This is a genomic window from Waltera intestinalis (assembly GCF_009695995.1).
Lineage (GTDB): Bacteria > Bacillota > Clostridia > Lachnospirales > Lachnospiraceae > Acetatifactor > Acetatifactor intestinalis.
Genome location: NZ_VUMU01000003.1, coordinates 161,927 through 179,232 on the forward strand (window position 1 = coordinate 161,927; position 17,306 = coordinate 179,232).

General features: G+C 49.0%; 17 protein-coding genes. 15 read left to right on the top strand and 2 right to left on the bottom strand.

The features are described from left to right. Positions 1–4: 4 nt before the first annotated feature. Positions 5–589 carry a GNAT family N-acetyltransferase gene (locus tag FYJ59_RS04145; protein ID WP_331464277.1) on the bottom strand — a complete coding sequence of 195 codons (585 nt, stop codon included), beginning with the start codon at positions 587–589 and terminating at the stop codon, positions 5–7. 231 nt (positions 590–820) lie between these two features. Between FYJ59_RS04145 and FYJ59_RS04150 the strand changes: the two genes are divergently transcribed. The 13 genes from FYJ59_RS04150 (at position 821) to FYJ59_RS04210 (ending at position 12,233) form a co-directional block, all read left to right on the top strand. Next, entirely contained in the window at positions 821–1,078 is a 258-nt protein-coding gene (locus FYJ59_RS04150) for an AtpZ/AtpI family protein (protein ID WP_022154833.1), read from the top strand. Further along, positions 1,050–1,565 (top strand): ATP synthase subunit I, encoded by a 516-nt coding sequence (locus tag FYJ59_RS04155; protein ID WP_205839446.1) that lies wholly within the window; start codon positions 1,050–1,052, stop codon positions 1,563–1,565. The genes FYJ59_RS04150 and FYJ59_RS04155 overlap by 29 nt, the downstream gene beginning before the upstream one ends. 15 nt (positions 1,566–1,580) lie before the next feature. Next, on the top strand, positions 1,581–2,312 hold the full coding sequence (atpB, locus tag FYJ59_RS04160; RefSeq protein ID WP_154495425.1) for a F0F1 ATP synthase subunit A: 732 nt from the start codon (positions 1,581–1,583) through the stop codon (positions 2,310–2,312). A 53-nt stretch (positions 2,313–2,365) separates the two neighbouring features. Next, complete coding sequence (gene atpE / locus FYJ59_RS04165) at positions 2,366–2,620, top strand: ATP synthase F0 subunit C (protein ID WP_022154830.1); 255 nt, start codon at positions 2,366–2,368, stop codon at positions 2,618–2,620. Positions 2,621–2,672: 52 nt separating this feature from the next. Further along, the gene (gene atpF / locus FYJ59_RS04170; RefSeq protein WP_118547268.1) at positions 2,673–3,188 is read left to right on the top strand and encodes a F0F1 ATP synthase subunit B; all 516 of its coding nucleotides are present in this window, start codon (positions 2,673–2,675) and stop codon (positions 3,186–3,188) included. Continuing rightward, entirely contained in the window at positions 3,176–3,724 is a 549-nt protein-coding gene (gene atpH, locus FYJ59_RS04175; RefSeq protein WP_154495426.1) for an ATP synthase F1 subunit delta, read from the top strand. Before atpF ends, atpH begins: the two co-directional genes overlap by 13 nt. Positions 3,725–3,752: 28 nt before the next feature. Further along, positions 3,753–5,261, top strand: coding sequence for a F0F1 ATP synthase subunit alpha (gene atpA, locus FYJ59_RS04180; RefSeq protein ID WP_022154827.1), 1,509 nt, complete (start codon positions 3,753–3,755; stop codon positions 5,259–5,261). 39 nt (positions 5,262–5,300) lie between these two features. After that, positions 5,301–6,161, top strand: a complete 861-nt coding sequence (gene atpG / locus FYJ59_RS04185) for an ATP synthase F1 subunit gamma (protein WP_154495427.1) — start codon at positions 5,301–5,303, stop codon at positions 6,159–6,161. Between the two features lie 41 nt (positions 6,162–6,202). Continuing rightward, positions 6,203–7,597, top strand: a complete 1,395-nt coding sequence (gene atpD, locus FYJ59_RS04190; RefSeq protein ID WP_154495428.1) for a F0F1 ATP synthase subunit beta — start codon at positions 6,203–6,205, stop codon at positions 7,595–7,597. A 20-nt stretch (positions 7,598–7,617) separates the two neighbouring features. Beyond that, entirely contained in the window at positions 7,618–8,019 is a 402-nt protein-coding gene (gene atpC / locus FYJ59_RS04195; RefSeq protein WP_118547265.1) for an ATP synthase F1 subunit epsilon, read from the top strand. A gap of 73 nt (positions 8,020–8,092) precedes the next feature. Next, the gene (locus tag FYJ59_RS04200; RefSeq protein WP_022154823.1) at positions 8,093–8,437 is read left to right on the top strand and encodes a hypothetical protein; all 345 of its coding nucleotides are present in this window, start codon (positions 8,093–8,095) and stop codon (positions 8,435–8,437) included. 75 nt (positions 8,438–8,512) lie between these two features. Beyond that, positions 8,513–9,676, top strand: coding sequence for a class I SAM-dependent methyltransferase (locus FYJ59_RS04205; protein ID WP_154495430.1), 1,164 nt, complete (start codon positions 8,513–8,515; stop codon positions 9,674–9,676). Between the two features lie 25 nt (positions 9,677–9,701). Further along, positions 9,702–12,233 (top strand): hypothetical protein, encoded by a 2,532-nt coding sequence (locus tag FYJ59_RS04210; RefSeq protein WP_154495432.1) that lies wholly within the window; start codon positions 9,702–9,704, stop codon positions 12,231–12,233. 5 nt (positions 12,234–12,238) lie between these two features. On the opposite strand, the gene FYJ59_RS04215 is transcribed toward FYJ59_RS04210, so the two are convergent. Further along, positions 12,239–12,733, bottom strand: a complete 495-nt coding sequence (locus tag FYJ59_RS04215) for a QueT transporter family protein (protein ID WP_154495434.1) — start codon at positions 12,731–12,733, stop codon at positions 12,239–12,241. Between the two features lie 239 nt (positions 12,734–12,972). Here FYJ59_RS04215 and pth point away from each other — a divergent pair, with 239 nt between their 5' ends. Both pth and mfd read left to right on the top strand, forming a co-directional pair. Beyond that, a complete protein-coding gene (pth, locus tag FYJ59_RS04220) occupies positions 12,973–13,545 on the top strand; it encodes an aminoacyl-tRNA hydrolase (RefSeq protein ID WP_154495436.1) in 573 nt (190 codons plus the stop codon). A gap of 4 nt (positions 13,546–13,549) precedes the next feature. Next, positions 13,550–17,122, top strand: coding sequence for a transcription-repair coupling factor (gene mfd / locus FYJ59_RS04225; RefSeq protein ID WP_154495438.1), 3,573 nt, complete (start codon positions 13,550–13,552; stop codon positions 17,120–17,122). Positions 17,123–17,306 lie beyond the last annotated feature (184 nt).

Below are 17,306 nucleotides of genomic sequence, written 5' to 3' on the forward strand. Positions count from 1 at the left end.
GTGTTCAAAGTTCCGGGAAAGGAATAAAAGGTAGTGGCGGCACGGTGTGAGGACATAATGTCTTCTCCATCCAGATCATGTCATGCCATTCCCCCTGCTTGAAGCCGGAAGCATGAAAATGAGCAACGGTCTTATAACCGTGCTTCTCATGAAAAGCAATACTGGGCGGATTCGGATAAGTAATGCAGGCACATACATTGCAGATGTGTTGTGCTGTCAGATATTCCTCCAACTTCTGATAAAGAAGGCTGCCAACACCACTGCTTCGAACATCCTGACTGATATAAATGGAGGTTTCCACAGACCAGTTGTAGGCAGCACGTCCCTTGAAGGCGGAAGCGTAAGCATAACCTATGGGAATACCGCTTTTCTCGGCCACCAGATAAGGGTAACGGGCGAGGGTATGCCGGATGCGTTCGGCGAATTCCTCCACGGAAGGAACCGTGTATTCAAAAGTGATCGAGGTGTTCTCCACATAGGGAGCGTAAATGGCAGCCAGAGCTTCGGCATCTTCCGGTGTGGCGGTCCGGATCTTAATTTCATCATTGGCAGTGGCCTGCATTGCGGCAATCCCTCTTTCTGTGATCATTCATAATTTCTGTAAAATAGTTACTCAAATAGTACTTCCGAGAAAGTATCCAAGTCAATCTTTTTTTAGGTGGAATTTATATTTTTTTTACGATTTCAGCAAGGGGATTTTACTGGACAGAGTGTTCAGATTTCGTTATAATGACTATAGGTTTGTCTTGTGAGGACAAAATATACTTAAAAATGTACAAAAATATATGCTTAGAGCAGAAATCAACACGGAGAGAAAGAAGTGTCAAGAAAAAAGAAACCCTATGACAGAACCGTATTCCGTTCGATTGCGCTGATCATGCAATTCGGTATCAACATGCTGGTGCCAATCTGCCTGATGTCGGCGGTGGGTGTCTGGATGGACAAACATTTCGGAACGAACTTCTGGATGATCCTGCTTTTCTGTATGGGAGCAGTGGCCGGAGGGCAGAATGTATACCGTATGGCCAGGACAATTTATGATGACAGCGATGAGAAACACACTAAAAAAGATAAATAGAACCGTTTTGGAGATGGACTTAGGGATCCTGTTTCTGGGAGTGCTGGCACAGATCATCGGAGCATTTATCGCGAAGGATAAAATGATGTATGCAGGGAGTCTGTGGCTCGGTGTCTTGCTTGCGCTTGCAGCAACATATCATATGTACCGTTCCCTGGACCTGGCGCTGGATCAGCCGGAGAAGACCGCACAGAAGATGATCTTCCGCGGATATATCCTGCGTTATGTGATACTGATTTTTATATTGCTGGTGCTTATGAAGACAGAGGTGATGAATCCGCTGATCTTCTTTTTCTCCTATGTGATATGTATGAAAGTAACGGCATTTCTACAGCCGCTTACCCATAAATTATGTAATAAAATGTTTCATGAAACGGATCCGATTCCCCAAGCGATGCCGGAGGAGACTGCCGGAGGCGAAAATGCCCCGGAGAACCCGGAAGGAGCCGAAAAGAACGGAGAAGTGACAGAACAACAGAATAAATAATAAGGAGGTGAAACGATGGAACATGGAATTTTGTTATCCGGTGCCGATAATATCGATTTTATGATACATGGCGTGTTTAAGTATTCCTTTTTCGGTCATGAGGTATGGATAACGACTACACATGTGTGTGTGTTGATCGTCATGTTGATCATCATTGGTTTTGCTATTGCCGCCAACCGCTGTATGGCCAAAGCCAGAGAAGTGCCGGAAGGCTTTCAGAATGTGGTGGAGCTGATCGTGGAGAAGCTGGACGCCATGGTGGATACTCCCATGGGCAAGGCGGCACCGAAGTTCTATAACTACATTGGAACGATCTTCATCTTCATTCTGGTGAGTAATATTTCCGGTCTGCTGGGACTTCGTCCCCCCACAGCGGATTATGGTGTGACACTGCCCCTCGGCGTACTGACTTTTATATTGATTCATTATAACCAGTTCAAGTACCAGAAGCCGAAGGAGATCTGGGAAGGCATGTGTTCCCCGCTGCCGCCCTGGCTGCCGATCTGGCTGCCCATCAACCTGATCAGTGAGATCGCTGTACCGATTTCGTTGTCTTTACGTCTGTTCGCAAACGTATTGTCCGGAACGGTAATGATGGCATTGATCTACGGATTGTTAGGTGTGATCGCTACGGCGTGGCCCGCAGCGTTGCATGTGTATTTTGACCTGTTCTCCGGAGCCATCCAGACATACGTATTCTGTATGCTGACGATGACTTATATCGCAAATGCAAGAGGAGACGCGTAAACTTAAAATGCTAGAAAGATTCTGAAAGAATCTCAATAATAGGAGGATTTACTATGGATTTTAATGAAAACTTTATCTTAGGTTGTTCCGCAATCGGTGCAGGTCTGGCAGTTATCGCCGGTATCGGACCCGGTGTAGGACAGGGTATCGCAGCAGGACATGCTGCCGCAGCAGTAGGACGTAATCCCGGTGCTAAGTCCGAGATCACTTCCACCATGTTATTAGGACAGGCAGTTGCCGAGACCACCGGTCTGTACGGTCTGCTGATCGCTATGCTGCTGTTGTTCGTAAAGCCCTTACTTCCCTGATTAAACGAAAGGAATGCGGATGAAAATGATACTATTAACAGAAGGCGAGACCATGTCAAGACTGTTTGACCTGGACTGGCAGCTGCTGGCAGATTCCTGCCTGATGATCATTGCCATCTTCGTATTGTTCCTGGCGCTCAGCTATTTCCTGTTCAATCCGGCGAGAAAGTTCTTAAATGATCGTAAAGAGAAGATCAGAGGAGAACTGGAAGAAGCGAAGACCAGTCAGGAAAAAGCCGCAGAACTGAAGGAACAGTATGAGGCGAAGCTGAAAGACATCGACAAAGAGGCAGAGGACATCTTAAGTGATGCCAGAAGACGGGCACTTCAGAACGAGGAGCGCATCGTCGCACAGGCGAAGGAAGAAGCAGGCAGAATCCTGGCGAGAGCACAGGAAGAAGCCAGACTGGAAAAACAGAAAATGTCCGACGAGATCAAACAGGAGATCGTATCCGTGGCATCTGTCATGGCAGGTAAGCTTGTGGGTGCGTCCATAGACACCGCCAGACAGAACAGTCTGATCGAAGAGACGCTGAAGGAAATGGGTGAGGACACATGGCAAAATTAGTTTCCAAAGTCTATGGAGAAGCCCTTTTCGAAGTGGCGGTCGACCATGGAAATGCGATCCGTCTGATGAATGAGACCGCAGAACTTCAGAAGATCCTGGAAGACAATCCCGATTTTGACAAGCTGATGAAGCATCCCGGGATTCCCAAGCAGGAGAAACTCTCCATGGTGGAGAAGGTTTTCCGGGGCAGGGTAAGCGACGATCTGACAGAATTTTTGAAGATCGTGGTTACCAAGGAACGCTACGGTTCATTAAAGGCAATTTTTGCTTATTTTACCGAACTGGTCAGAGAATCGGAAGGAATGGGAACCGCATATGTAAGTACCGCAGTGGAGCTGACGAAGGAACAGAAACAGGCAGTGAGAGAAAAGCTGCTTCAAACGACTTCTTATCAGTCCTTTGATGTGTATTACCATGTGGATCCGACACTGATCGGCGGAATGGTGATCCGGGTAGGTGACCGGGTAGTGGACAGCAGTATCCGGACCAAACTCGAAGATATGAAGAAACAATTATTAAATATTCAGCTGGGATGACCGGCTGAAAGAAAGGTGCGACAGATCCATGAATTTAAGACCAGAAGAAATAAGTTCCGTCATTAAGGAACAGATCGAAAGATATTCTTCCCAGCTGGATGTCTCCGATGTCGGAACCGTCATCCAGGTAGCGGATGGTATCGCTCGTGTACATGGACTGGAAAATGCCATGCAGGGTGAGCTGTTACAGTTCCCTGGCGATGTGTATGGCATGGTGCTGAATCTGGAAGAAGATAATGTCGGTGTCGTATTGCTTGGCAGTGCCAGCAATATCGAAGAGGGCGATATCGTCAAGACCACCGGACGTGTGGTAGAGGTGCCCGTAGGTGATGCATTGCTTGGACGAGTAGTGAACTCCTTAGGACAGCCCATCGATGGCAAGGGCCCCATACAGACCGATAAATTCCGCAAGATTGAGCGTGTGGCAAGTGGTGTTATCACTCGTAAGAGCGTAGACACGCCGCTCCAGACAGGTATCAAGGCAATCGACTCCATGGTTCCCATCGGAAGAGGTCAGCGTGAGCTGATCATCGGTGACCGTCAGACCGGTAAGACCGCTATTGCGATCGATACGATCATCAACCAGAAGGGTCAGAACGTAAAATGTATCTATGTAGCCATCGGTCAGAAAGCATCTACCGTGGCAAATATCGTAAAGACACTGGAGGAGTTCGGTGCCATGGCATATACCACCGTTGTGGTATCCACGGCAAGTGACCTGGCTCCCTTACAGTACATCGCTCCTTATTCCGGCTGTGCGATCGGTGAGGAGTGGATGGAGAACGGAGAAGACGTACTGGTAGTGTATGATGACTTAAGTAAACATGCTACCGCATACCGTACACTCTCCCTGCTCCTTCGTCGTCCACCTGGACGTGAGGCATATCCCGGTGACGTATTCTATCTGCATTCCAGACTGTTAGAGCGTGCGGTCCGCATGAGTGACGAATACGGCGGAGGTTCCCTGACGGCACTTCCCATCATCGAGACCCAGGCAGGTGATGTATCCGCATACATTCCTACCAACGTAATTTCCATTACCGACGGACAGATTTATCTGGAGACAGAAATGTTCAATTCCGGTTTCCGTCCTGCGGTAAATGCAGGTCTGTCAGTATCCCGTGTAGGTGGTGCGGCACAGATCAAGGCAATGAAGAAGATCGCGGCGCCGATCCGTACCGAGCTTGCTCAGTACAGAGAACTGGCTTCCTTCGCACAGTTCGGATCTGAACTGGATGCAGACACCAAGGAGAAGCTGGCGCAGGGCGAACGTATCAAGGAAGTGCTGAAGCAGCCTCAGTACCAGCCTATGCCGGTACAGTATCAGGTTATCATCATCTATGCGGTGACTAAGAGATTCCTGCTGGATGTGCCGGTAGAGGACATCACCAGATTTGAGAAGGAATTCTTCGATTATCTGGATACTAAGCATCCCGAGATTCCTGCAGCCATCGCTGAGGAAAAGGTGATCTCCGATGCTACGGAAGAAAAGCTTGTGAAGGCACTGAATGATTTCAAGGCAGAGTTTCTGAAATAAGTGTGTCAGCCGTGATATACGGCAGAATGAGAGGTAACTATGGCATCAATGCGTGATATCAAGCGCCGTAAGACCAGCATTCAGGGCACACAGCAGATCACCAAGGCGATGAAGCTGGTATCTACGGTAAAGCTTCAGAGAGCCAGAGCAGGTGCAGAACGTTCTCAGACGTATTTTGACTGTATGTATGATACCGTAAATAATATTCTGTCCAGGGTAGGTCATCTGGAACATAAGTATCTTGTCCCGGGGGCTTGTCCGAAAAAGGCGGTCATTGTCATTACCTCCAATCGAGGTCTGGCAGGCGGTTACAATTCCAACGTAGCCAAACTGATCACCGGACAGGAGGACTGGAAGACAGAAGACGTGGTAGTCTATGCCATCGGTAATAAGGGCCGGGAGATCCTGGAGAGAAAAGGATATACCGTGAAGGAATCCTATCCGGAGGTCATTGAGAAACCGGCTTATGCGGAAGCAATGCTTCTGTCACAGAAGCTGTTGACATCATTTGCAGCCGGAGAGATCGGAGAGATCTATCTGGCATATACACATTTTAAAAACACGGTGAGCCATGAGCCGAAGCTGTTGAAGCTTCTGCCTGTGGAATATGATGCAGACGCGAAAGCCCCCGCAGAGGGTGCTGACGCACTGATGAATTTTGAACCGGAGGATGTGGAAGCACTGGATATGATCATACCGAAATATATTTCCAGTCTGATCTATGGTGCACTGATGGAAGCGGCAGCCAGCGAGAACGGTGCCCGTATGCAGGCAATGGATAATGCCACCAGCAATGCGGAGGATATGATCAGTGATCTGTCACTGAAGTACAACCGCGCAAGACAGGGAAGCATTACCCAGGAGCTTACAGAGATCATTGCAGGCGCAGAGGCGCTTTAATTATTGGAACATGCCCATCAGTGGGCAGGAAAGAGGTAGAAATGGCAGGAGAGAATAAAGGAAGGATCACCCAGGTCATCGGTGCCGTACTGGATGTACGCTTCGATGAGGGCAAACTTCCCGAGATCAATGACGCGATCCGCATCCCTACCAGAGATGGAGGAGAACTGGTAGTAGAAGTCTCCCAGCATTTGGGTGATGATACTGTCAGATGTATCGCCATGGGTACTACCGACGGACTGGTAAGAGGAATGGAGGCAATCGCCACCGGAGCCCCGATTTCCGTACCGGTAGGAGAAAATACCCTGGGCAGAATATTTAATGTACTGGGTCAGCCGATTGATAACAAGCCGGTACCGGAGGGGGTATCTTACGAGCCTATCCACCGTGCTGCACCGACCTTCGCAGAGCAGTCTACGGACACAGAACTGCTGGAGACCGGTATTAAGGTCGTTGACCTGCTCTGCCCTTATCAGAAGGGTGGTAAGATCGGTCTGTTCGGCGGTGCCGGAGTAGGGAAGACCGTACTGATCCAGGAGCTGATCCGTAATATCGCTACCGAGCACGGCGGATATTCCGTATTCACCGGTGTAGGTGAGCGTACCCGTGAGGGTAACGACCTGTATCACGAGATGAAGGAGTCCGGCGTACTGGACAAGACCACCATGGTATTCGGACAGATGAATGAGCCCCCCGGAGCGAGAATGAGAGTCGGTCTGACCGGACTGACCATGGCAGAGTACTTCCGTGACAAGGGTGGTAAGGATGTGCTGCTGTTCATCGACAACATTTTCCGTTTCACCCAGGCAGGAAGTGAGGTATCCGCACTGTTAGGCCGTATGCCTTCCGCAGTAGGATACCAGCCTACTTTACAGACAGAGATGGGTGCGCTGCAGGAGCGTATCACATCCACCAAAAACGGATCCATTACTTCCGTACAGGCAGTTTATGTGCCTGCGGATGACCTGACAGACCCGGCACCTGCGACCACATTCGCACATCTGGATGCCACCACGGTTCTGTCCCGTTCTATCGTAGAACTGGGAATCTATCCCGCAGTAGATCCTCTGGAGTCCACATCCCGTATCCTGGATCCCAGAATCGTAGGTAAGGAGCATTATGAGACCGCCCGCGGTGTACAGGAGATCCTGCAGAGATATAAGGAATTACAGGATATTATCGCCATCCTCGGCATGGACGAATTGTCCGAGGAAGACAAGCTGGTCGTATCCAGAGCCCGTAAGATCCAGAGATTCCTGTCCCAGCCCTTCTTCGTGGCAGGACAGTTCACCGGTCTGGAAGGAAAATATGTACCGATCAGCGAGACCATCCGCGGATTCCGTGAGATCCTGGATGGCAAGCATGATGATATTCCGGAGAGCTACTTCCTGAATGCCGGAAGCATTGATGATGTACTGGCAAAGGTTCATGCATAGCATGAGAGGGGAGTTCAGATATGGCAGATAAAGATTTTCAACTTCGTATCATAACCCCGGAAAGAGTATTCTATGAGGGAACTGTGGATATGGTAGAATTCAACACCACGGAAGGACAGATCGGTGTCCTTCCGGGACACATTCCCCTGACGGTGATCGTGAAGCCGGGTATCCTGCATATTACGGAGAAGGACGGAGAGAAGGAGGCAGCACTGCATTCCGGATTCGCCGAGATCCTTCCCGAGGGAGTTATCATTCTGGCAGAGATCATCGAATGGCCCAATGAGATCGATGAGAACCGTGCGGAGGCAGCACTGCACCGTGCGGAAGAGAGACTGCGCAGCAAGACGCCGGAGACGGATATTGCCAGAGCAGAGACGGCATTGCAGAGAGCAATGGCGAGAATTCAGGTGTTGCGATGATTTTCGCAGCACCTGTTTTTCACTTTATAGAGAGAAAATGCATATGCTATAAAAAAGCATGAGGCATTTTAAAATGGTAGCAAGACCGTTTTTTATGACATTGCCCGGATATCCCGGAAGAATGGATGAAAAAGAAATATTAAATGACTTGGAATATCTGCAGCAGACCTATCCCGGAGAAGTCAGACGCTGTCAGCGCAGGATTGCGGAAATATTGGACAAATACGATTACGAAGGAAGTATGATCTATGACGAATATCCGGACCGTTTCAGCCTCTACCGGATCGCTGATACCATTGGTAAGATCCTGGAGCGGGAATCGGGAAAAGTCTCCGGAGATCTGATCCAGGTACTGGTGTGTGATGAAATCTACAAGAGAAGACACGGCGGAAAACGCGGAATGATTGCATTTTTATAGCAAAGAGGAAGCATTTATGTTACAATGAACACTGTGAATTCATCAGGCATGAAGCGTATGGAAGCAGGATAAACTATGGAAGAATTGAGAATACTTTTACAGAAAATTTTGAATAAAGATCTTCAACAGATCATTCTAAGCAACAGTCGTAATCCGGAACAGATACAGAAAGTAAAGATCCGACCGGTATTGATCCGGGACGAATTATTGTTTCAGGAGACGAGATACAAAGGAACGCAGGTATTTCATGAGAATTATACAGCGGCGCAGATGACGGACGGAATCTGTGCCGCATTGCAGGAACAGTTCCGGCAGGGAGAATTTACGGCAAAAAGCTTACAGGCTACGGCGTTAGTCAGTAAAAAAGGAAAGCTGACTCTGAGGGTGAAAAATAACAGTGCATCAAAAGCGGGGAAAAGTACCGCTCCCAAACAGGAGGATCTGCAGGCACTTTCGCATAACCGTACCAAGCATTATATCCTAGAGGAAGGAAAGCCTGTGGATTTTCTGGTGGGACTGGGTGTGCAGACGCCGGACGGTCGTGTGACGAAGGCGAGATTCGATAAGTTCCGCCAGATCAACCGCTATCTGGAATTCATCGAGGATGTGATCAATGAACTGCCGACAGACCGGACGATCCGGATCATTGATTTCGGCTGCGGCAAATCTTATCTTACTTTTGCCATGTATTACTATCTGCACGAATTACAGCATAGAGATATTCAGGTGACTGGACTGGATCTGAAGACTGATGTGATCAAACATTGCAATGAACTGGCGGAGAAGCTGGGCTATGACAGATTAAAATTTGAACGGGGAGACATCAGCACCTATGAGGGAACGGATGTGGCGGATATGGTGGTGACACTGCATGCCTGTGACCTGGCAACGGATTATGCCCTGGACAAAGCGGTAAAATGGGGAGCCAGAGTTATCCTGGCGGTACCCTGCTGTCAGCACGAACTGAACAGACAGATTAAGTGTGATTCTCTGAAGCCGGTATTGAAATATGGGATCATCAAGGAACGTATCGCGGCACTGCTTACAGATGCCCTCAGAGCGAATCTCCTGGAACAGCAGGGGTACGAGACACAGATACTGGAATTCATCGACATGGAACATACTCCGAAGAATCTGTTGATCCGTGCGGTGAAAAAGGGCAGCATTTCCTCCACAGTACGGATATCCGTACTGTGGAGGAAATGCTGCATGTGGCGCCGACACTGGACAAACTGCTGAATAATAAATGAGTGAAGAAGCAAGAATGAAGAAAACGATTATTAAAATTGCCGTGTGCGTTGTGGTGTTTATAGCATCAGCGTTTATCATCGGCGGCATTATGAATCAGGGACATAATAACATGACCATGGAAATGGCTCCGGCGACACTTCCCGTGATCACTATGGAGAGCGGCGGTGTGGCATGCAACGAGCTGCATGGCAACACAGTGGAAATGGATGTCGCATACCAGAAAGATACCGTGACTATGCTAGGTGTGGGCAGACAGGCAAATTTTACCGTGGATACCTATGGCCGAGAAATCACGGGAATTTCCATGGAAGTTCGCAGCATTGACGGTTCCCGACTTATAGAGAACGGAGAAGTCACCGGATGGAAGGCAAGAGGTAAAAGCTTTCCGGTCACGCTGACTTTAAAAGACCTGATCGATACCAATACACAGTACAGCCTGACCCTGATCCTGGAATTGGAAGGGGAACAGAAGGTCTACTATTATACGACGATTCTGTGGAACGACGACCTGCATATCGCAGAGATCCTGGAGTTCGCATCGGATTTCCATGGGAAACTGTATGACAAAGAAGCGGCAAAGGAACTGACTAAATACCTGGAACCGAATTCGAAACTGACGGATAACGGTACTTTTCACAAAGTGAACATCCACAGCAATTTCCAACAGATTACCTGGGGGAACCTGGAGCCTGCCCAGGAGGGAGCAGCTTCCCTGCGCCTGGTACAGGTGAATGGGAACATTGCTTCCCTGCTGATGGATTTTGTAGTGTCTACCGGTGAGGGGAAAAATAAGATATATTATAGCGTGGAAGAATACTATCGCGTCAGATATACCTCGGAGAGAATGTATCTGCTGGATTATGAGCGGACCATGACGCAGATCCCGGATACCGGGCGGATGTATGCCAATGATAAGATTCTCCTGGGGATCACGGATGAAAATGTGGACATGATGGAGAGCACCGATGGAAATACCGTGGTATTTTCCGATAGGGGACAGCTGCTTTGCTATAACGCGGTGACCAATGGGCTCACGGTGATCTTCTCTTTCTATGACAAGGACAATGCGGACTGTCGTACGCTGTATGACCATCACGGTATCAAGATCCTCGATGTGGACGAGGGCGGCAATGTAAAATTTGCCGTATACGGCTACATGAACCGCGGAAGACATGAGGGCGAGACCGGCATTCAGATCTTAAGTTACGACAATTCGCTGAACACCATCGAGGAAGAGGTCTATATTCCGTATTCCAAGAGTTATGCAGTGCTGAAAGACGAGATGGGCCAACTTTTGTACCGGAACAGGCAGCAGCATCTGTACTTTTTCCTCGAAAACGGTGTCTATGATGTGGATCTGGAGAACCGAAGCGCAGAGCAGCTGGTAAGCATCCGGCAGGATGACAGTCTTCAGGTATCGGAGAATCATGAGATCATCGTATGGCAGGAAGGGGACGATATCAATCACAGTAATCAGCTGAATGTGCGGAACCTGAATACCGGAGAACAGACCGTGATCTGGGCTGAGGATGGGGATGCCATCCGTCCTCTTGGCTTTATGGGAGAGGACATCATCTACGGAGTGGCAAGGGAGAGCGATATCCGCACGGAGAATTCCGGACAGATCTTCTATCCTATGTATAAGGTATGTATCAGTAATTCTTCCGGTGCCAGCCTGAAAGAATACGGGCAGGAAGGAATCTATGTCGTGGGATGTACGATCGAGAGCAACCAGATCACACTGTCTCGCCTGCAGCGGACAGAGAACGGCAGCTACCAGGAGATCCTGGATGACCAGATCATGAACAATGTGGAAGAAGAAGCCGGACAGAATAAAGTGGTCACGGCAAATATCGATATTTATGAGCGCTATGTGCAGATTCAGACGAAATCTTCCATTGATGCGAAGACCATCAAGGTGCTGAACCCTAAGGAGGTTGTATTCGAGGGCGGCAGAGAGCTGGAACTGGATGCGGTCAGTGAAGTGCCTCGGTATTATGTTTGCAATGCGTATGGCGTATGCGGTATCTACAGTGCTCCGGGCACGGCGGTGAAGGAAGCCTATGACACGTCCGGCATTGTGACCAATGACCGCGGAGTTACGGTATGGCTCAAAGGAAACCGTGTCAGCAGGAATCAGATCATGGCCATCAAGGAAGAGAGCGTCACGGAGCAGAAGAACAGCTTGGCCGTATGCCTGGATAGCATTCTCAGACATGCCGGAATTACCCGTAACACCGAGTACGATCTGGCGCAGGGCAAGACTGCTACTACGATCCTGTCGGAAAATATGACGGGAGTACAGGTGCTGGATTTAAGCGGCTGTACGCTGGATGCGGTGCTGTATTATGTGAATCAGGATATCCCGGTACTGGCGATTCTGGAGGACGGGGAAGCAGTGCTGGTGACAGGATTTAATGAATTCAATGTGGTCATTATGGAACCTGCCACCGGCAAGCTGTATAAGAAGGGAATGAACGATGCCACAGCGTGGTTCGCTGAGAATGGCAATCGTTTCATCACATACATGAGAACAGAGAATTAAATTGCTTATTTCTGTACGTCAAAAATGTATTTGCGATATTTCTGCAACACGGAACGAAGCAGCATACCCAGGATGCCGCAGGAGATCACTTCCCCGATGCCTACGGTCAGCATGAAATAGGGAATGCCACCCTCTAAATGATACACATAAGCCAGCACGAAAGGAACGATGATAGTGTTGGCGATGATGGGAGGCAGAGGAGCCAGCCATTTGTTCTTATCACGCAGCAGATAAGTGCCAAATGCACCGATCAGCGTTGCCAGGCTGCCGAAGATAATGTCAAGCAGCATGCAGCCGGTCATGGTATTGCTGATGATACATCCCAGGAAAAGTCCCGGTATGGCAGCAGGGGTAAATACGGGAAGAATCGTCAGGGCTTCCGAGAAGCGGACCTGAATGGCATAATTAGCCAGTCCCAGAGCGTTGGCTAACATGGTCAGCACAACATAGAGAGCAGCGATCACCGCTCCGTGTACGAGGTACATTACTTTTTTGTTCATTTGTTTTCTCCTTTAGTTTTGTTTTACGAGTGGAAGGTCACGAACACTCGATTCATTTTACGCCGGGAATCGGCGAGCCCTGTAAGACCTTGTTTTTATGGGCTGTACAACTGTTTCAGTATAACAATAATCTGGGAAAAGTCAAGCCCTGTGTCAAAATATCCAATAGTTGCATTTTCTGCGTAAAAATGCGAAAATATAAGATAACGCATTGATTGCAAGAAAGTAAGGAGAAGTATATGTATATTATCGCAGGGCTGGGGAATCCCGGCAAAGAATATGAAAATACGAGACATAATATCGGTTTTGATGTCATAGACAGATTAGCAGAGGAAGAAAATATTGCTGTCATGGAGAGCAAACACAAGGCGTTGATCGGCAAAGGCTACGTGGCAGGGCAGAAGGTGATCCTGGCGAAGCCCCAGACCTTCATGAACTTAAGCGGAGAGAGCATCCGTGAGATCGTGGATTATTATAAGGTGGACGATACCTCGGAGCTGATCGTGATCTCCGATGATATCAGCCTGGATGTGGGACAGATCCGCATCCGCAAAAAAGGCAGCGCCGGCGGACATAATGGACTCAAGAATATCATCAAGATGTTAGGGCATGATACTTTTATCCGTGTCCGCATGGGAGTAGGCGAGAAGCCGAAGAATTATGACCTGGCGGACTACGTGCTGGGACATTTCCCGGTGGAAGAACGTAAGGTTATGGATGATGCTACGAAGACCGCCGTAGAAGCAATTCGCATGATCCTCACGGAGAGCGCAGACGCAGCCATGAACCATTTTAACAGTAAGAAAGCGTGAAAAAATGCAGGCACTACTTGCACCATTGAAAGAACTGGCGGAATATGATGAGGTCCGTAAGATCGTCAGACAGGGAAAGGGAACGGTTGCCCTGTCCGGATGCGTGGACTCACAAAAACTTCACATGATCTACGGACTCAGCGATGGCCTGAAATACAAGGTCATCGTTACTTATAATGACTTAAAAGCCAAGGAGATCTACGAGGAATACCGCTTTTATGACAGAAATGTCATGCTATATCCAGCGAAGGACCTGATCTTTTTCCAGGCAGATATTCACGGTAATCAGCTGGTGCAGGAGAGGATCAAGACCTTGCGCAGAGTCGTGGAGGGCAAGCCTGTCACCATCGTCACCACCTATGCGGCACTGATGACACCCCAGGTGCTGTGGGAGGAGAAGGACATCATCCACACCGAGCGGGGCGGTAGTCTGGACGAGAGTAAACTGGCATCCCGGCTGGTAGCTATGGGATACGAGAAAGCCTATCAGGTGGAAAGCCCAGGGCAATTCTCCGTGCGTGGCGGTATTGTGGATATTTTTGACCTGACGGAGGAGAATCCCTACCGTATCGAACTGTGGGGGGATGAAGTGGAATCCATCCGCAGCTTCGATATCTTAAGCCAGCGTTCCATTGAGAAGCTGGAGAGTATCACGGTCTACCCGGCGACGGAGTTCGTGTTGTCTGAGGAGCAGATTCGCAAGGGAATCGCCAGTCTGGAGAAGGAAGCCGCCAAACAGGAGAAAATTTTCCGGGATGCCCACCAGCCGGAGGAAGCCCACAGGATTGCCACCCAGGTAAGCGAGTTGAAGGAACAACTGTTGGAATTCCAAAGCAAAGCGAACCTGGAAGGATATATCCGATATTTTTATGAAAATACCGTGACCATGCCGGAGCTGCTGGCGGATATGGCGGGACGATCTCTGGTCTTCTATATTGATGAACCGGCGCGGGTGAAAGAGCAGGCGGACGCCATTGAACTGGAATTCCGGGAGAGCATGGAGCAGCGTGCGAGAAAAGGCTATGTGCTACCGGGACAGATGAATATTCTCTACAGCGGAGAGCAGGTGGCGGCCACATTGGAGAAAAATGCCGTGGTGACACTGGCTACCATGGAGACCAAGTACGGCTATTTCAGGACGGAAAAACATGTGGATATTGCAGCCCGCAACATTGCCCCCTATAACAACAGCTTTGAATCCCTGGTAAAAGACCTGAAAAAATATAAAAAAAGCGGATATCGGGTGCTGTTACTGTCCGGCTCCCGTACCCGCGCAAGACGTCTGGCAGAGGATCTGCGGAATGCGGAAGATGGCGATGCGGGACTCACGGCAGTATATACGGAAGACCCCATGCGGGAAGTACAACCCGGAGAGATCCTGACCTATTATGGGCATGTAAATAAAGGATTCGAATACCCATGGCTGAAATTTGTAGTGCTGTCCGAGAGTGATATTTTCGGATCGGAGAAACGTAAGAAGAAAAAGAAAAAACTCTACCAGGGGCAGAAGATCAACGATTTCAATGACCTGAAGATCGGTGATTACGTAGTGCATGAGACCCACGGATTGGGGATATACAAAGGCATCGAAAAGGTAGAGGTAGAAAACATTGTCAAGGATTACCTGAAGATCGAGTACCGGGACGGTGGCAATCTGTACATTCTCGCTACCGGACTGGATGTAATCCAGAAATACGCCTCCGCCGATGCGGCGAAGAAGCCGAAGCTTAATAAGCTGGGTGGCAAGGAATGGGAACATACCAAGACCAAGGTCCGCAGTGCGGTCAGTGCCGTGGCAAAGGATCTCGTGGAGCTGTATGCGGTGCGCCAGCAGAGTGAGGGCTATGCCTTTGGAAAAGACACGGTATGGCAGCGGGAGTTTGAGGAAATGTTTCCCTTCGAGGAGACGGAGGATCAGCTGAGTGCTATCGCGGACACCAAGGCCGACATGGAAAGCCATCGGATCATGGATCGTCTGATCTGTGGAGATGTGGGATATGGTAAGACAGAGATCGCGATCCGCGCTGCCTTCAAAGCAGTACAGGAGGGCAAACAGGTGGTGTACCTGGTGCCTACCACCATTTTAGCACAGCAGCATTACAACACTTTTGTGCAGCGAATGAAGGATTTCCCGGTCAATATTGCCCTGATGAGCCGTTTTCGCACATCTTCGGAGATCAAAAAGACAGTAAAAGATCTGGAAAAGGGAATGGTGGATATCGTCATCGGCACTCACAGAGTATTGTCGGCGGATGTGAAGTTCAAGGATCTGGGTCTGTTGATCATTGATGAGGAGCAGCGTTTTGGCGTGGCTCATAAGGAGAAGATCAAGAAACTAAAAGAGAACGTGGATGTGCTGACCCTGACGGCAACACCGATTCCCCGTACCCTGCACATGAGCCTCATCGGTATCCGGGATATGAGCGTGCTGGAGGAGGCTCCCAACGACAGGCTGCCGATCCAGACTTTTGTCTGCGAATACAACGATGAACTGGTCAGAGAGGCTATTGTCCGGGAGATGGCCCGGGGCGGACAGGTCTACTATGTCTATAACCGTGTGAATAACATTGCGGATATTGCGGCACAGATCGCGAAACTGGTGCCGGAAGCAAATGTGGCCTATGCCCATGGACAGATGAAGGAGCATGAACTGGAACGGATCATGTTTGATTTCATCAACGGAGAGATCGACGTGCTGGTGTCCACTACTATTATAGAGACCGGGCTGGATATCTCTAACGTAAACACCATGATCATTCATGACTCGGATAATCTGGGTCTGTCCCAGTTGTACCAGCTCAGAGGCCGCGTGGGACGCTCCAACCGGAATGCCTATGCTTTTCTGATGTATAAGCGGGACAAAATGTTAAAGGAAGTGGCGGAGAAACGTCTGGCGGCGATCAAGGAATTCACAGATCTGGGCAGCGGTTTCAAAATTGCCATGCGGGACCTGGAGATCCGTGGAGCCGGGAATCTGCTGGGGATGAGCCAGCATGGCCACATGGAAGCCGTAGGATACGACCTCTACTGCAAAATGTTGAATGAGGCGGTGCAGAATCTGAAGGGAATCCATACGACGGTGGATTTCACCACGGTGATCGACCTGGATGTGGATGCATATATTCCGGCGGAATATATTGTGAATGAAACACAGAAACTGGATATCTATAAGCGCATTGCCGGCATTGAGACGCTGAAAGAGCGGGATGAGATGAAGGATGAGCTGTTAGACCGTTTTGGCAATATCCCCAAGGCAGTGGACAATCTGCTGCGGATCGCACTGATCCGCATGGCGGCACACGCACTGGATATGACGGAGATCAAGGGCAAAAACGGCCGGATCACCTTTAATTTCCGACCGGATGCAGCCATAGACCCGCTGAAGATCCCCGCGTTTCTGAAAAAACATGGAGAGAAAATGAGCTTCACCGCATACGGCAATCCGTTTTTTACCTATAAATACAAAAAAACGGGACTGGTAGAGACTGATGCGGAACTCCTGATGGAGAAAACAGAGGAATTACTGGAAGAAATGAAAGAACTGGTGCTGGAAAAATTGCCGGCTCAGGAAAATTAAGAGAATTTTATGGGACATTAAAAAGGATACCTTCTTATCAGAACAGCAAACAAAAGCAAACAAAAGGCTTCTGATAAGGAGGTATTTTACGATGAAGGGATATGTAACAGCCAGCGGATACATGGGATATGTGGAGAACGAATATATCTTATTTGCCAGCGAAAATGATTATTTTGATTACATG